A 15,998-nucleotide genomic window follows, 5' to 3' on the forward strand; every position below is an offset into this window, starting at 1 on the left:
GTTATGAACATGTTTTTTCGGTTTCATTAATCATATCATCAATCTTCGAAGCTACCAATGTCAGTATTCCAAGGCTGGGAAACTCACCAACTAAATGTGCTATACCTAAATCCTCATAAACTATTTGCGCATTGAATCCCTTATTAACTAGGGTATCAACTACGCACTTCAACGCGGTTATTGCCCTGGCCAATACATCAACCCTTATCCTACCTAGTTCAAGTTGCCGATGCTCGAGTTCGACCGATACCCTGATTATACCGACCTTCGTATCATAGACCTTAAACATACTAATTAAGGTATCGCTTAGATCAAGTATCCAACCCTTTGACACTAGTTCATAATTTATCTCAGACCTTAACAGGGGATTGCTTGAATAACTTAATAATTCAATTATTAATGTGATTAGTGAATCAACGTAAGTACTCACTGTTTGTAGATCATCATATAACTCAACCTCTGGACTTGGATATAGCATTGCAACCTTATTATCCTGAACGTAATCTATTGAGAACTTAAAATGAGGTGTTAATATTGTGAGTAGGGATACTTCAATTTCGTTTGCTGGCTTTACCGAGATAAATCTCAGTTTATACTTATTAATTGCCTTATCAAATACTACCCTGATTTCTATTGTCTTACCAAGCACTGAGTATCTACGTACATACGTAGCCATTAATGCATCCTCAGACTCTATACTCCAGCTAATCATTAATATTGAATAGAGAGAAGTAATTTAAAAATGTATAACTTTTTAATCACAGCGTGAGTATAATTAAGAATCGCATTAAGAAAGTATCAAATCTTTTTGACGAATTAAGCCTGGACGTAATTGTTATAGTCAATGAACCAAACCTTGAGTATTTTACAGGTATTGATAGTGGTTTAATGTTTATTATTAATAGATCAATGGATACCACATTAATAGTTCCAAGGCTGGATTTCCATAGGATACGGGACTTGGTTAACGGTGATACAACACTCATTGGATACTCCACGGTTGAGGTACCACAACGAACACCTGAAGAAAGATTATTTGTATCTAAAAACCTGGGTGATTACTTACTTAGGGAGGTCGGTCTTAAGCCTAGTAATATTATTGGCATTGATAATACAGACTCCTCCATAGCTAAGGAGCTTAATTCCGTGGGTGTGAGGGTAATAAACATTAATGACTCCATACTAAGGATTAGAGAGGTTAAGGATGATTATGAAGTCAAAATGATTGAGGAGGCTACGAGAATAACTGAAGAAGCCCTTGACGATGCCCTAAAAAGCGGACTTGAGGGTAAGAGGGAGAGGGATGTAGCTGCAATGCTGTATCAAGGAATGATTAGTAGGGGGGCTGAGGATGTTGCGTTTAAGCCCATTGTTGCCTCTGGATCGAATGGCGCATACCCTCATCATGTATTTACAGATAGGGTAATAAAAAGAGGCGATTTGGTGACGATAGATATTGGTGCTAGATATAATCTCTATTGTACTGATATGACAAGGACTGTTGCTATTGGATCAGTAAGCGGTAGACTGAAGGACGCTGCATTAGCAGTACTTGAAGCCTTTAGGAAGGCATCTAACTCCGTTAAACCAGGCATAAAAGCTATGGATATTGACCTAGTTGCAAGAAACGTACTTTCTGAGTACGGTTTTGACACATACTACATACATAGTACAGGGCATGGTGTTGGTATTGAAGTCCATGAGAAGCCTGCAATAAGTCCCTTAAGTGATGAGGAACTAAGATCTAACGAGGTTATAACAGTGGAACCGGGCGTTTACATTAAGGGCGTCGGCGGTATTAGGATTGAAGATACAATATTAATTACGGAAACGGGCGCAAGACCAATAAGTAAATATCCCATAAATCTATTTTGATATATTGAAAATCAAAAGTTTTAACATACACAGAAGTAATGTTTTAATCATTAGCTTAATAAGTAAGCTAATCGTTATTTTGATGATGAACTCGCAAGGTATGCCAATATTAGTTCTTAAGCTGATACTTATGAAAGAGCTCCATAAATTAGGAGGTATAAACATTGAGGAATTCCCGAACTTTATTTCTAAAATAACTCAGTACTTAAATAGTGTGGGATACTCCATTGATCCTAATGATGTAATTTATTTGTTTGATATCATAAAGATCAATGAAGGTAAAGTAGCATTAAGTGACGAAGGAATTCATTATTTAAAGATCCTTGAGATACTTACTAATAGCACTACCGAAGTCTCTTAACACGTTATACATAGCCTTTATGACCAAGCTCTTAAGGTAATCCATCATACTATTTACGTCAATACCCCAACAAGCACTACTTAACTTTGCAATATCTACAAAAACAAACACATGCGGTGACCTCTTCCATGCATCTGTCACTGATACTACCAATGGAGATAAATCATTAATATTAGCTAGGGTATTTCCATGAATTATATTGAGCCTTGTCTCAGGCTCAAATACCCTAAATCCTATTATTATTGATGACTCTAGATCATCATCGGCTAATTTACTTAAGCAGGTAATTGACGAGCCACGAAGCTCTCCTCTTAACCTTCCATAAAATGTTCGCAACACTTCACTCCTAATCTCACCCTTACTTAGTAGGTATGGGAATGAATCATTTATTAGTGCTAGGTCAATACCTTGTTTGTTAATAAGATCTAGGAACTCGAAATCCCTCTTCCATAATGCCTTATACGCAGTGCTCCTTGTTATAAGTGGATCTAAGTACTTAGAAATACCATGGATCCTATCCAATAAATACTGCCTATTTCTCAATAATACAGATAGTAAATAATCATCTATTATGTACATAATATCATAACCCTTCAGATACCCAATTGAGAAACGGTATAAACGACACAGATAATCCTTAATGTCCTCATTAAGCTCATCATAATGCCTTAACAACTCACTTAATAGATTCTTTGCTAATGTATTGAATAAAACAACTTTATGATGAAGATAAACCAGCTTGTAGATATTGAAACGCGCAATTACGAAACCCTCTAAATTAGCCCTAGCCTTCTCATCAAATGCCAACACATAGTTCTTATCGTTTTTAACAATCTTCATATTATCAAGAATCCTCTCAATATCACCAATACTGATCGTAGAGCCAATACTCGCCCCTGTTAGGTAGGAATCCCTAAGTACGTACTCCACCCTATCAGCATCAAGATCTCCTGATATTAAGTTCCTCAAAAGGTTGAAGAAATTCAATTCCTCACCAAGTGAATCAAGGAACTTCCTATCTTCATAGTCAATAATGTCTGCGTGCTGTGGTGACAATTCTATAATCTTACCTATTATATCACTATGTAACAGCGCCTTTATTATGCGTAGATCAATACCTGGCAACGTCTCTTTAAGCACGCCTTTGAATTCATCATTATTTGTAAGTATGAAGTACGTTATTAACTCATGCTCCTTAAAAGACCCCTTAAAGACCCTACCTATTATTTCCTCATTAACGTCCTTACTGCAATTTCTTATTAATGGATCAATACTCTGACCGAAAACTCCCTCAAATACATGAGAAAACGGCAAATGACCTAGGTCATGCAATAATGCCGCTACTCTCATGTGCATTATTAATTCATCTTCTGTATCAAGACCTATGGATCTCCCAAGACTCAGCAATAGATCTTTAATGTCATTTAATCTAAGTATTCTCTCAAGCATTAAGGTCACTATTTGAAGCATACCCAAGGAATGCTCAAACCTACTATGACGAGCTGAGGGATAAACCATGTATGTTAAGCCGAGTTGACGTATATGTCGTAACCTTTGCACGTACTTACAGGAATCAATAAACCTCGCTTCCTCATTCGTAAGTCTAATCCAACCAAGTGCTGGATCAGCAATAACCTTAGTAAAGCTTAGCACCATTTAATATGAAGAGACTAAAACATATATTAAATTGTTAATTCCTCCATAGAACACTTAGAATGAGCAAAAGCGATATTATAGTGATTGGAGCAGGACCAAGTGGGCTTTACTTAGCCCGTGAATTAAGTAAGGTAATGAATGTAAGGATAGTTGAGGAAGATAAAGTGCTTGGTGTGCCACCTCACTGCACTGGACTTGTTAATCTTGATTCATTGAAGGCACTTAACGTTGCATCGCCGATCGTGAATACGTACCGTTATATAAGGTTAATAGACCTAAGTGGCAATAGCATAACCTTTGATTTCAAAAGAAGAGCAATAGCAATGCTTGATAGACCAGGTCTTGAGCATTACCTTGCCGATGGATTAGGTAGTGCAACGTTAATATTGGGCGAGAGAGTTACCGAGTTGAGTAATGACTTTATTAGAACCAGGTCGAGAGAGGAGACGTTTAATTTAGCTGTGATTGCCGAGGGCGCTAATATGGCATTAACAAAGGAGATTATTCCTTGGAAGCCTACCTATGTTTACGGCGTACAGACGGATACTAAATCATTTATTTCGAGCGAGTTAATGCCTAGGGGTGATGATGAGATAGTGGTTATATTTGATAGAAAACTAAGTGAGCATTATTTTGCCTGGATAGTACCGAGGGATTTTCATGAATTCAGGGTTGGGTTAGCTGATGATATCAACACGTGGACAAAATTTACTGAATTGCTAAAAATAATAAAGGCTGAATATTTAAAGCCGTTCGGAGGCAAAGTAATAATTGGTGGATCACCTGATCATGTAGTTGCGGGCAATACTGCGGTAATAGGTGATGCCGCGGGTTTCGTTAAACCAATGACAGGTGGTGGGATTATAATGGGAATGCTTAGTGCAAAGATTCTGGCCGAAAGCATACATAATGTGATCAAGGAGGGCTTATCTATAAATGATGCATTGGTAATATACGATACATTATTCAGAAAATACATTAGGGGAAAAATAAAGGCATTAGGTTCAGCATCACGTATCCTTCATATGATGATAAACAATAGCCTAGATGATGCTATGCGCTTAATGAATAATGTGAATGTTGATGTTTATGATTACGATAATCATATTGACGCAATATTAAGGGCTGCTTCAAAAAGACCTTGGTCATTCATTAGGGCGATTTTTACTGTTATGAACGAACTATCGCTAATAGAACCTGGTACAATTAGCGAATTAATTAAGGAAAATATGGAATAGCTTTACCTAGTTATCTTCATTATATTGCCCATTTCTTCTATTAAGTGAGCCCCCTGACCCTCCTGGAACCACCTAATTATTGGCTCTAGGCGCTCAATAACTTCATCAGCAACAGCATTCTTCAAATCCAGCGGATGTATCTTACCCTCAGTATATGCCTTAGTTAATTCATTAAAGGACCAAAACTCTAGTTGTCCACCACCGTATTGTTGCGGTCTCTTTATTATGAATGGTTTATCTCTACGTTCTCTAAATGAGAATAAGTGCGCCAACTCAATCACAGGATTCATTTGAACCTCCCTAGGCGGGCAATAGGCCTTGAGTATTTTCTGGCGAACTGCCTCTACACTATCATGAAGGAATATGGCAGTATCCGGTAATGACTTACTCATCTTCATCTCGCTCAACTCTTCCCTGGACTCCTTACCCGTAATGTTTAACGCCGGTATTAGGCTGTGGAATAAGGCTATTGGCTTTACCTTCTCATTATTGAGCATTAATGGGTAAAACCTAACCTTTAGGGCAACCTCCCTTGCAAGTACGTAAGCCTTCCTCTGGTCGATACCGCCATGCGCGATGTGCGAGCCAATGACAAAGACATCAGCCACTTGAAGCAGTGGGTATACGAGCCATGACATTGGTACTGATTCACCCATTTTCCTACCAAGTATTGTTAGACTGTGCCTAATGTCAGCCATGTTAGTCATTCTAGCTAGGTCGAGTATTAAGTACCAATAATCATCATTATTATGATAAAGATCACTCGCCATGTAGAACCTCACATTGTCAGGATCACCACCAAGCACTTCTATCACCTTTCTAAATGTCTCAACATAATATCTATTCGCAACCCTCCTAATTAATTCAAGGTCGCCACCAAGCTTATTATTAAGCCATGAGTGTATGTCTGCAAGCAATATTGACACCTCAACACCAGCCTTTTGTAGATCAACAACCTTTGATAGGCTTACAATACCTGTACCGATGTGTATATAACCACTTATCTCAAAGCCTATGTAATGCTTTAGCCTAGCCCCCGTCTCCAAGTACTGCCTTAACTCATCAACCGTGAGTACCTCCTCCGTTGGATACCTGGTTATTAATGATAATTTCTCCTCAACATCCATTATTATTACCGTTAAAATTAAGATAATTAAGCTTTATTGATTTAAAATTTACGTGGTCAGGGTAGTTATTGATAGGATAAGGGCTTGGGGGCATGTCAATGTTAGGGCTAGGCATAGGACAACGATTGAGGTTACGAGGGATGATCACTTAACGCCTAGGGGCGATTGCATAATTGGTATTAGAGCTGATAAGGGTTTATCCAATATAAGTCCTGAATTAAAGGAGATAATAAGGAAGGATGAATCAATTGTAATAGTGATATTCATTGTTGATGATTATTTTGATTATGTGATTGGTACAGGCTCATCAAAGTTAACCCTAAGCAATAGCAGCAAGCTAATTATTAGAAGGAGTAATTACATTGATGATGCAACGCTAATGATTAAAGCGAACAAGGCGGCTATTGACCTCGATAGAAGACTCATAGATAGGTTAAAGAAGGAGAGTCTCTTGACAGTTTATATTGTAGGTGTTGACCTTGAGCAGGATAGAACAACTAAAGGCAATGGCGCTTAGAAAGTTAATCCATGTTGTGCTATCCGTATTCCTAATAATACCATTCATAGTGAATTTAGGAGTCTACGGCATATCAATGACCCTATACTTCGCGTTAATAGCCCTTGGTGTTTCCGTAATATATGTTATCCAGGTTAAAAGACCAATAATTACCGTAATCCTGCTAGATGCCCTAACAAGTGCCAGGAGATCAATATTGCAGCAGGTCATTAAGTCACCAATAGGCTCAGCAATACCGATAGATACCCTGAATGATGGATTAATGAGGCTTGAGAAAACAGTTAAGGAATTACTTGAGAGTGTTGAGAGGGACTATGAGAGGAGAGGCGGGTACTTAGGAATCTTAATGGGGGCTATTGGTGTATTGATTAGCCTGCTATTGACGAATAACTATGTTATTTACGGAATAATATCGGTAATAGTTTACGATACGATGAGCGCACTTGGTGGTGTACTCCTTGGAAGAGTTAAGCTACCCTTCAGTAACGCCACAATGGAAGGAACTCTTGTCGGCATGGCATCGTTAGTTACAGTCTTATTTCTACTCACAAACCAATTAATTGGTTCCCTAACAATAACAGTAGTGGCCGCATTATCTGAGGCATATGGCATGGAGGATAACCTAGCCATACCTGTGACCACCTCCTTAATAGCCATGGTCCTTAAACTACCTATAATTGCGTAATTAATGTTTTAACAACACAACTTGTAAACAAAGGACTTACTTACGCCTTTCCAAGACCCTGTATAGTTTATCCTCATCCTGCCAAACCCTACTTTTCATGACCTCATCCCAAAGCCTATTAAATACTGGATAACCAAGCATCTTCTCAAGTGCCCATTCCCTGGCGAATGTACCATCCTTAATCTGCCTAATTGCATCCCTCATTAACCTCTTAACATCATCAGTTACGTATCGAGGACCCCAGGTTAAATGACCGTATTGACTCGTCGTAGAATGACCCTTAAGCTGCGCGAATAATCCCTTCTCGGCAATCGCCTTGGTTATGGCAATTAACTCACCAGAGGCCCAGAGTTCTAGCATTGCTGCTTCGGGTGATACTCCATTCTCAATAAGTACATTATAACCCTCAGCAAGTAGAAAGAGGAATGCTCCAGCCCACGTATGCTCACTGAATAGGTCCGTTACAGTCTCCTCCTCACAACTAGACTCAACAGCAACACCGCCTGGTCTCCCGATGGCTCCAATAGCCTTTGAGTAAGCTAATGTGTAATCCCATGCTTTACCGCTATGGTCATTCGCAACACCGATTAGTACGGGAAAGCCCTTACCATTCACGAAGTTATCCCTGACACCCTCACCAATCATTCGTGGGGCGACCATCACCACGTCAACATCCTTAGGTGGTTTTATGAAGCCGTAATACACATTATAACCACTGAGGAAGATCACGATCTTGCCTGGCAATAAGTTAGGTGCTATATCCCTTACCCAAACCTCTGGCTGCACTTCATCAGGTATTGCCATAACTATGATATCGCCATGTTTAACCACTTCAGGGATTGAGTATACCGTGAAGCCCTGATCCCTAGCCCTACCTGCGTACTCATCCTCTATATTACCAATTACAACTTTAAAGCCACCATCCCTGAGATTAAGCGCTTGTGCGCTTCCTTGATTTCCAAACCCTATCATTGCTATTGTCCTATCTCTTATTAATTCGGCATTTCCATCGAAATAAAGCCTCGCCATAATTAAGCAAGTAATGGCCTTAAATATAAATATTCATAATAAAGCGTTAGATCTGGTTTTTAGGTTCTTTCGTTCCATTGCCTCAGTAATTCATGCGCAGCATTAATTCCAAGTCTTTCAGGGTCTATGGATGAGTCTCTTATTTTTACAATGACCTTTCTATTACCATTTATATCGGCAATACCCGCAATGAATTCCATGTAATTTCCATCATATATAGCGATACCACCAACTGGTACGTGACAACCACCGCCAACAGTCCTTAGAAATGCCCTCTCGGCCAATGCCTCAACCATTGCCTTAGGATCACTTGCCTTCCTAAGGAGATCAATTAAATTAGTGTCCTTTTCACGCGTGACAACAGCTATTATTCCCTGCCCTGGTGCTGGTGGTAATAAATCAAGGGGTATGCGTGCATACCTTATATGGAGAGACTTCATGTCATTGATTAGTCTTACTAGTCCAGCCTCGGCGATTACCACGGCATCGTAATCACCTCGAATCAATTTATTAATACGTGTATCAACATTACCCCTAATTACATTTATTGAAATATCCTTCCTAACACTGAGGAGGAATGCCCTACGCCTAACGCTTGACGTACCTACCTTAGCACCGCTGGGTAGTGCCATTAAGTCACTTGGGTAATCATTCCTAACGACTAAGACATCAAATGGTGGATCCCTAGGTGAAAACCCAGCTATTACAAGGCCTGGACTAATCTCGCTTGGTAAATCCTTAAGGCTATGCACAGCTATATCTGCCTCATCCTTTAGTAATGCCAGGTTAACCTCCTTCTCAAAAATCCCTTTGGTACCGATTGCATATAATGGCTTATCCTGAACCAAATCTCCGGTGGTTCTTATTATTATTACCTCAAATTGAATATTGGGTTCAACTCTCCTCAACATCCTCATAACAATATCTGACTGAATCAATGATAACCTACTTCCTCTTGTCGCTATCCTAATTTTCATTACATAGTGATAAATAATACATTATTTAAATGCTAATGACTGCGCGAAGTCTTGGTACTTCTTAAACGTGTCTTCACATATTATACTCGTACCATCCCTAGAGGATAAGTAAAGCCTTATCTTGTCAATGGCTTCTACGGCTGGGCATGACTTGATGATACCCTTAATTATTTCCTGATCTTTACCACCGACCTTAAGCTTACTTTGAACAATCTCATCAGCGTAATCCTCATAAACAGGTAGTATAGGTATTACTACGTCAATGTTCTTCCTAATGAAGTCAATATCTATGGACCATGGATTAATACTCTCAAACACAATAACTAAATGCTTAGACTTGGCTATATTTAGTAACTTAAGTATATGATTCATATCCTCATTAATTACTTTCTCAAGATTAGGCACATGAATTATTGCGTTATCAACAATGGAGATACTGGGATCCTTATAATCAATGATTGGTATATTAAGGTGCTTAGCCACGTGATTTATTAACGCTGTCTTCCCCGATCTAGATGGACCTATCACTAATATTGATACTATGTACTTAAGCCCAAGATTATCCATCATATCCCTTAATCTAACAGACGAGTCAATATAATCAATTAACTTAGACCTAGTATTCATATCTATTAAATCCACGGGATCCAACGTAATCACCATATTACTACTTACATTCTTACTCTTTGCCTTAGGCCTTTCTCTCGTGGTCTCAGATTTCGATTCAGTCACTTGCGGTTTAGGTAGTTCTAAGGGCCTTTCCTCACTAGTAGTACTCTCCTTCGGCGAGCTAATTGCAGATTCAATGCTCTCCTTTACATTATCCTCACTAATTGCCTTAGTCACGTTATTAGTATTTACAGTACTTATTGTAACATTGGTATTTACCTGAGGAGCCACTTCCTTACTTACATTATTATTAATAGAAGTGATGCTTATGTTACTCTCAACGGCCTTGTCTTGTTTATTCTGCTCCTCATTAATATACTTTGTTTGTACATGCTCTGTTTCATTCCCTTGAGCCGTAGTGTAGTTCACGATCTCAATACCATATTTTCTCAATCTATTAAGGGCACTATAATTATTATTTATTATTAATGTATGTAACTTAGTACGTTTATTATAATCAATTAGCTTAGATATTAAATTCTTATTTATTTCATTTGGGATTATTATGAGTAATGATTTTTCATGTGTCCTAATGAACCAGTTAACGTCATCAGGTAGTTCATCAACATCGCCCTTAATTATGAAGCCCTTAGTCCTGGTTAATCCGAATAATACCTTACTAATAATCTCCATTTTGTCTTGAGACAGGGATGCGCTTAATGCAGTAATTCCAGTTTTAGATAATGTGTTTATTACTGTATTTACGAAATCCACATCATCCTTAGGCAATTTCTTAGCCCAATAACTATACTCAGTAATCATTAATGGATCCGTTATTGGTATCACAGACGATATTTTCCTTCTTACGTGTAGTAATGGAGTCCTTATTTTAGCGTTGGATTGTAAAATATCAAGTATATACATAAGAGACCCAATAATTAATGACCCAACAATAAATAGGGGGGTCACTTCGTAATTCCATGCATTGCTGACTAAGGGCGCATAAAGTAGGGATGTGGTTATTAATTGTGGTGATATATTCATGATTACCTGAGCTACATTGTTATTTAATGGTTGTAACATGACTAGCCTTGATAAATACCTACTTACTAATGATGGTGTTGCAATAATTATTATGAAGGCTAAATAAAGTGATAAATTATTTAGTTCATTATACATCATAAACGGGTTACCTGAATTACCGAAGAGAAGGGACCTTATTCCATACGTGATACTTAGATTCGCCGTATGCATTACTGTTATTGGAATCCACATAATACCTTGATATGCTGCGGCAATCGCGTATAATAACGATAGTAATGAAAAAACAACCACCGACCTAATGCTATATCCCTTAGTTGATGGTATTATTGACAGTGGTATTGATAACCAGTAAAGTGGTGTAAAAAGTAAGGCCCATGATATTATGGCTATATCGTTAATAATACCAGCCTCAGTTATTAGGTAAGTGAGTAGGAGGAATGGCATTATTAATAATGATGCATGCCCTAGGGTGGTTATGAATGTTATTATTACGTATGTTATTATTATGGCAGTCGCCAGTCCATATCTTTTAAGTATCGATGATGCGGTTACCATAGCTAATAGTACCAGGAATACGTAGAGTGGCATTATTGGAAAGACCAAGTAGAGAACCAACACTGTGCTTATATCCATTAATGAGTAAACCGTGTTCTTTAATACATTCTGTTTCACATAGTGAAAACTGCGAAATAACTTATAAACCGTTTGTTTCTTAATAATTGAAAGAGAAAAACAAATGTGAAACCAGTAGAAACTGGTAGAAACTATGAAGTATTATGTATTGACTTAATAACGTCGATCCACGGATTATCACGTATAAATTCAGGCAGTGAATCGGTATTTAATTGCCCATTATTGGCATTATTAGTGATGGAGCCCTGATCCCTTACAGAATTAGAGGAGCAATTATTTACGCCTCTCTTCTCTAATTCCTCAACCTTCTCAATTAATTTACCTATCAATTCTCTAAGAGACTTCAACTCCTTTATTAATTCACCCTGATAGGCGCTTTCATACGAATAATCATTTTTAAGTGGCTGAATGGGCGAACCAGTAATGATTGAAAGACTTACATTGAAAACACTACTGTAATTATTCAATGCATATGCATTATTGTCCACTTGGGTATTAATTTGTTTGTCATCATTCAATTGCGCAGATGCTTGATCTAAGCTCTTGGCAAATGCCCTATACTTAGAGATCGCCTTATACACGGTGTTCACAGATATACCGAGCTTCTGCGCTATTTCCTTAGGCTTCAGCCCCTCATTAAAATAAAGCTTGGCGGCAAACTCCTCAGTCTTCGTTAATTTACTCGACATACATAATTAATTTATCGATCACAATAAAAATCAGTTTATGTACCTAAATTAATAAATTATTCATGTATTACTCATTAATATACGTCAATTAACGGTAAATAATATAAACACTTATTACTGCACAATCTCGATGAATTTTAAGGCTACGATAGCAGTACATGGAGGCGCAGGTAGTGCTGGTTATTTTGTTAATGAGGAACATAGACGAAGATACTTAAATGGCTTAGTAAATGCCGTAAGTGCCGGTTTAGAGGCAGTTAAGAGGGGTAATGCCCTGGACATGGTTGTTGAGGCTGTTACTGTTATGGAGTTTGACGGTTCCTACGACGCCGGCAAGGGGTCCGTATTGAACTTATACGGCGAGGTTGAACAAGACGCAGGCGTTATGTGGGGTAAGGATCTAAGTGTTGGGGCTGTGGCTTCTGTTAAGCACGTAATAAATACAATAAGACTCGCCAGGCTTGTTATGGAAAGAACGGATCACGTATTAATTATGGGGGATGGCGCCGAAGAACTGGCTAAGCAATTTAATCTTTGGGTTCCATCAACGGAATTAATTAATGAATTTAAGATAAATAGGTATAACTCCTTAATTAAGAATTTACGTTCACGTTATGAGAAAAACGTGGAACTCGCCAGGAAATTGGGCTTATTGGGTACGGTAGGTGCAGTCGCGCTTGATAGGGATGGTAACCTGGCCGCAGCAACCTCTACAGGAGGAACAATACTTAAGTGGCCTGGCAGGGTGGGTGACTCGCCGCTTCCCGGTGCTGGTTATTGGGCTGAGAATGGCGTATGTGCCGTATCCGTTACAGGTATTGGTGAATTCATTATTAGGGCAATGGCTTCATTTAGAGTATCAACACTTATTAAAAGTGGTGTTAGTATTGGTGATGCTGTTAGGCAGGTTGTTGATTATGTTACCAAGTTATTTGGTTCAGATAATATAGGGTTAATAGCGATAGATAGTTCTGGTAACGTAGCATCGGCATTTAATACCGAAGTCATGGGCAGGGCATGGGGTAGAGAAGGCATGAACAAGGTAACTGTTGCTCATTATCCAAATGACCCATTTCCATGAATACCATGAACTTACTTGCTTCCTAGATTACTAATCATAGAAACTTCCTGGTAAAATCATTAAGTCTTTCCCCAATTCTTCTTGCTCGTTCTCTCAATACTTGGTAATCCCTGGATTTATCGTATATTATTCTACCGTTAACAATCACAATATCCACGTCTGAACCATCCGCTGAATAAACAATATTCGATAGGATATTATCATCTCTAATTGGCTGAAGCCTTGGGCTACCTAGATCAAGTAATACCAAATCTGCCACGCAACCATTACCTAAACAACCACCTCTAGGACCTAACAACCTGTAGCCATTCACAGTAGCCGCCCTAAATGCATGCATGGCCTTAATACTGACATCCCAATAAGAATGCCTCTGAAGCAGTACTGCCATCTTCATTTCTCTAAACATATCAAGAGAATTATTGCTGGCAGGTCCATCAGTGCCTAACGTGACTATAACACCCATTTCCATTAACTCTCTCATTGGGAAATGACCCGCAGTAGCTAATTTCATGTTTGATGTTGGTGCATGAGTCACACGGGCATTGGCCTTGGCTATGATACTCAACTCCCAACTAGTAACCCAACCCAAATGAATAAGTTGAGATTTACTGGAGATGAGACCTAGTGAATTGAGGTATTCCACGGGAAATACACCGTACTTTCTCTTTGCTTCATAAACCTCATCCCTAGTTTCAGACACGTGTATCTGTATTGGTAGATCAAGTTCATGACTCAAATCCCTAATTCTCAATAATGTGTCCTTACCCACGGTGTAGATACTATGTACGTTAATTATCGGTCTCACCAATGATGAATTCCCATACCTACTCATGAAATTCCTCAACTCATTCTCAACAAGCGTAGGACTCTTAAGTATGTCAATGAATGTAGGACCTAAAGCTGCCCTTAATCCATACCTTGAGGCGATGTCCGCAACCACGTCTGGATAATGATACATGTCTATGAATGCTGTTGTGCCACTCATAATCATTTCGATTATAGATAACTCACTGCTGAGGGACACGATATCTCTAGTTAATTCATTCTCCACGATCCACATCTTATTAAGCCATGTCATTAATTCCGCGTCATCATAAAAACCCCTCAATAAGGACATTGGTGTGTGAGTATGTGCATTAACAAGCCCAGGTATCACCACATGATTTGAACAATTAATTTCCTCGAGATGACCCTCAATGGCTTTACCAACACTTATTATTAACCCATTATCAATGGCTATATCCACATCCCTAAGTATCCTTAATTCGTCATTAATCCACGTTAATACAAAGTCACAATTTTTAAGTAAATACCCCATGCCAAGTCATTTAACGCACACTATCACTCAACTAAAACCTTTGGCTCTAGGTGTATAGACTTAATTATATAAACCCATGAGTACTGATCTAACCTATTAACCTCACCATCATCAATGACGATCCTCTCTCTAAATAATGGCGCATCAACAACAAATGTCTCCCCCTCACCACCCTCCAATGCCGGGTTGAAACCAAACTTTAATGCGGCGCTTATCAATTCCTCAATATCACTAGGTGTTAATACCTTGCCTAACAATTTAGGATTTATACCCATCGTGCTTATTGATGTTAATACAAACTTAAAACCATGCCTGTATAGATCCCTTAAATAGTTAACTTGGTTCTTCCTCCACAATGGTGAATAAACCCTTAAACCTAATTCATGGGCAATGATGTTTATCATCATCCTTTGATAATCAGAGAGTAAAGCGCCAGTCACTATACCACTAATTCCAAACTTCTTCTTAACCTCATTAAAAGCTTTCCTTAAATCCTCAAGCTCAAGATCCTTAACACCACTGGTCTCATAAATAACCTGGAAAACGCCTAATGCCTTAGCTTGATAACTCGTCCATTCAATATTTGGGTAATGAAACATCCAGGAATCAGCACGACGAGGCCTTAATGTAAGTAGGCAAGTGACGCTAAAGCCCTTGAGTACAGCCCAGTGTAGGGCGTATGTTGAGTCCTTACCACCTGAAAATAATGAACAAACCCTCATTACCAATAAAACCCTAAACTCATAATTTAAAATACTAATTAGTATCAGAACCGTGTTTAAATATTAAGAACCAGTGAATTTGGCAAAAGCATGAATAAATTAGGAAAGATTATTGTAAGGATAAAAATCCGCAACTCGTAAATAGTAATGTTTTTAATTTACTAAGTAGTGCCCAACCTGATGAGTAGCGAGGGTGGAGAGGAGTGGCAATTTCCTGAAGATTGGGAGTATTCAGGTGGTGTACCTGAGAGATTGCTAAGGATCAGGGCTAAGTGTCCATACTGCGGTCATACCTTTGAGATTGAGATGGGCGAGTCTTGGTATAACATGGGCATTTCAGTTACCTGCCCAAAATGCGGTAAGCAGTTTTCAATAAGTATGTATGGCGAGGTTATTGGCGAGGCTAAGAAAGGCGCTAAAAAGTGATGTTTAAATTT

At 38.6% G+C, this 15,998-nt stretch carries 16 protein-coding genes; 7 read left to right on the forward strand and 9 right to left on the reverse strand.

What is annotated here, in order from left to right; genetic code table 11:
* Nucleotide 1: 1 nt before the first annotated feature.
* A complete protein-coding gene (locus VMUT_RS00985) occupies nucleotides 2–712 on the reverse strand; it encodes a hypothetical protein (protein WP_013603567.1) in 711 nt (236 codons plus the stop codon).
* Between the two features lie 53 nt (nucleotides 713–765).
* On the opposite strand from VMUT_RS00985, the gene VMUT_RS00990 reads away from it, so the two are divergent.
* A complete protein-coding gene (locus tag VMUT_RS00990; protein ID WP_013603568.1) occupies nucleotides 766–1,875 on the forward strand; it encodes a M24 family metallopeptidase in 1,110 nt (369 codons plus the stop codon).
* Nucleotides 1,876–1,957: 82 nt separating this feature from the next.
* The gene (locus tag VMUT_RS00995; protein ID WP_048056784.1) at nucleotides 1,958–2,236 is read left to right on the forward strand and encodes a hypothetical protein; all 279 of its coding nucleotides are present in this window, start codon (nucleotides 1,958–1,960) and stop codon (nucleotides 2,234–2,236) included.
* Here the strand turns inward: VMUT_RS00995 and VMUT_RS01000 are convergent.
* Nucleotides 2,189–3,892 (reverse strand): HD domain-containing protein, encoded by a 1,704-nt coding sequence (locus tag VMUT_RS01000; RefSeq protein WP_013603569.1) that lies wholly within the window; start codon nucleotides 3,890–3,892, stop codon nucleotides 2,189–2,191. The genes VMUT_RS00995 and VMUT_RS01000 overlap by 48 nt on opposite strands.
* A 59-nt stretch (nucleotides 3,893–3,951) precedes the next feature.
* Between VMUT_RS01000 and VMUT_RS01005 the strand changes: the two genes are divergently transcribed.
* Nucleotides 3,952–5,130, forward strand: a complete 1,179-nt coding sequence (locus VMUT_RS01005; protein ID WP_013603570.1) for an NAD(P)/FAD-dependent oxidoreductase — start codon at nucleotides 3,952–3,954, stop codon at nucleotides 5,128–5,130.
* Nucleotides 5,131–5,132: 2 nt separating this feature from the next.
* On the opposite strand, the gene VMUT_RS01010 is transcribed toward VMUT_RS01005, so the two are convergent.
* A complete protein-coding gene (locus VMUT_RS01010) occupies nucleotides 5,133–6,257 on the reverse strand; it encodes a tyrosine--tRNA ligase (protein ID WP_013603571.1) in 1,125 nt (374 codons plus the stop codon).
* A gap of 52 nt (nucleotides 6,258–6,309) precedes the next feature.
* On the opposite strand from VMUT_RS01010, the gene VMUT_RS01015 reads away from it, so the two are divergent.
* On the forward strand, nucleotides 6,310–6,774 hold the full coding sequence (locus VMUT_RS01015) for a DUF371 domain-containing protein (protein WP_013603572.1): 465 nt from the start codon (nucleotides 6,310–6,312) through the stop codon (nucleotides 6,772–6,774).
* Nucleotides 6,728–7,459: a diacylglycerol/polyprenol kinase family protein gene (locus VMUT_RS01020; RefSeq protein WP_148224614.1), complete on the forward strand. Its 732-nt coding sequence runs from the start codon at nucleotides 6,728–6,730 to the stop codon at nucleotides 7,457–7,459. Before VMUT_RS01015 ends, VMUT_RS01020 begins: the two co-directional genes overlap by 47 nt.
* Before the next feature lie 36 nt (nucleotides 7,460–7,495).
* Here VMUT_RS01020 and ilvC read toward each other — a convergent pair whose 3' ends face one another.
* From ilvC to VMUT_RS01040, 4 genes are all read right to left on the reverse strand, one after another.
* A complete protein-coding gene (gene ilvC / locus VMUT_RS01025) occupies nucleotides 7,496–8,488 on the reverse strand; it encodes a ketol-acid reductoisomerase (RefSeq protein ID WP_013603574.1) in 993 nt (330 codons plus the stop codon).
* 59 nt (nucleotides 8,489–8,547) lie between these two features.
* Nucleotides 8,548–9,465: a hydroxymethylbilane synthase gene (gene hemC, locus VMUT_RS01030; RefSeq protein WP_013603575.1), complete on the reverse strand. Its 918-nt coding sequence runs from the start codon at nucleotides 9,463–9,465 to the stop codon at nucleotides 8,548–8,550.
* Between the two features lie 21 nt (nucleotides 9,466–9,486).
* On the reverse strand, nucleotides 9,487–11,790 hold the full coding sequence (locus tag VMUT_RS01035; RefSeq protein WP_013603576.1) for a DEAD/DEAH box helicase family protein: 2,304 nt from the start codon (nucleotides 11,788–11,790) through the stop codon (nucleotides 9,487–9,489).
* Between the two features lie 92 nt (nucleotides 11,791–11,882).
* Complete coding sequence (locus VMUT_RS01040) at nucleotides 11,883–12,440, reverse strand: RNA polymerase sigma factor (protein WP_013603577.1); 558 nt, start codon at nucleotides 12,438–12,440, stop codon at nucleotides 11,883–11,885.
* 130 nt (nucleotides 12,441–12,570) lie between these two features.
* Here VMUT_RS01040 and VMUT_RS01045 point away from each other — a divergent pair, with 130 nt between their 5' ends.
* Entirely contained in the window at nucleotides 12,571–13,521 is a 951-nt protein-coding gene (locus VMUT_RS01045; RefSeq protein WP_013603578.1) for an isoaspartyl peptidase/L-asparaginase, read from the forward strand.
* A gap of 34 nt (nucleotides 13,522–13,555) precedes the next feature.
* Here VMUT_RS01045 and VMUT_RS01050 read toward each other — a convergent pair whose 3' ends face one another.
* A complete protein-coding gene (locus tag VMUT_RS01050; RefSeq protein WP_013603579.1) occupies nucleotides 13,556–14,839 on the reverse strand; it encodes an amidohydrolase in 1,284 nt (427 codons plus the stop codon).
* Between the two features lie 23 nt (nucleotides 14,840–14,862).
* Nucleotides 14,863–15,561 (reverse strand): diphthine--ammonia ligase, encoded by a 699-nt coding sequence (locus tag VMUT_RS01055; RefSeq protein ID WP_013603580.1) that lies wholly within the window; start codon nucleotides 15,559–15,561, stop codon nucleotides 14,863–14,865.
* A gap of 180 nt (nucleotides 15,562–15,741) precedes the next feature.
* Here VMUT_RS01055 and VMUT_RS01060 point away from each other — a divergent pair, with 180 nt between their 5' ends.
* A complete protein-coding gene (locus tag VMUT_RS01060) occupies nucleotides 15,742–15,987 on the forward strand; it encodes a CpXC domain-containing protein (protein ID WP_048056785.1) in 246 nt (81 codons plus the stop codon).
* Nucleotides 15,988–15,998 lie beyond the last annotated feature (11 nt).

Source organism: Vulcanisaeta moutnovskia 768-28 (genome assembly GCF_000190315.1).
Taxonomy (GTDB): domain Archaea; phylum Thermoproteota; class Thermoprotei; order Thermoproteales; family Thermocladiaceae; genus Vulcanisaeta; species Vulcanisaeta moutnovskia.

Excerpts from the sequence above, each read along its gene's own strand:
- VMUT_RS01055 (WP_013603580.1), bottom strand. The coding sequence starts at position 15,561 with ATGAGGGTTTGTTCATTATTTTCAGGTGGTAAGGACTCAACATACGCC.
- VMUT_RS01000 (WP_013603569.1), bottom strand. The coding sequence starts at position 3,892 with ATGGTGCTAAGCTTTACTAAGGTTATTGCTGATCCAGCACTTGGTTGG.
- VMUT_RS01045 (WP_013603578.1), top strand. The coding sequence starts at position 12,571 with ATGAATTTTAAGGCTACGATAGCAGTACATGGAGGCGCAGGTAGTGCT.
- VMUT_RS00985 (WP_013603567.1), bottom strand. The coding sequence starts at position 712 with ATGATTAGCTGGAGTATAGAGTCTGAGGATGCATTAATGGCTACGTAT.
- hemC (WP_013603575.1), bottom strand. The coding sequence starts at position 9,465 with ATGAAAATTAGGATAGCGACAAGAGGAAGTAGGTTATCATTGATTCAG.
- VMUT_RS01010 (WP_013603571.1), bottom strand. The coding sequence starts at position 6,257 with ATGGATGTTGAGGAGAAATTATCATTAATAACCAGGTATCCAACGGAG.
- VMUT_RS00995 (WP_048056784.1), top strand. The coding sequence starts at position 1,958 with ATGATGAACTCGCAAGGTATGCCAATATTAGTTCTTAAGCTGATACTT.
- VMUT_RS01060 (WP_048056785.1), top strand. The coding sequence starts at position 15,742 with ATGAGTAGCGAGGGTGGAGAGGAGTGGCAATTTCCTGAAGATTGGGAG.
- VMUT_RS01005 (WP_013603570.1), top strand. The coding sequence starts at position 3,952 with ATGAGCAAAAGCGATATTATAGTGATTGGAGCAGGACCAAGTGGGCTT.
- VMUT_RS01040 (WP_013603577.1), bottom strand. The coding sequence starts at position 12,440 with ATGTCGAGTAAATTAACGAAGACTGAGGAGTTTGCCGCCAAGCTTTAT.
- ilvC (WP_013603574.1), bottom strand. The coding sequence starts at position 8,488 with ATGGCGAGGCTTTATTTCGATGGAAATGCCGAATTAATAAGAGATAGG.
- VMUT_RS01050 (WP_013603579.1), bottom strand. The coding sequence starts at position 14,839 with ATGGGGTATTTACTTAAAAATTGTGACTTTGTATTAACGTGGATTAAT.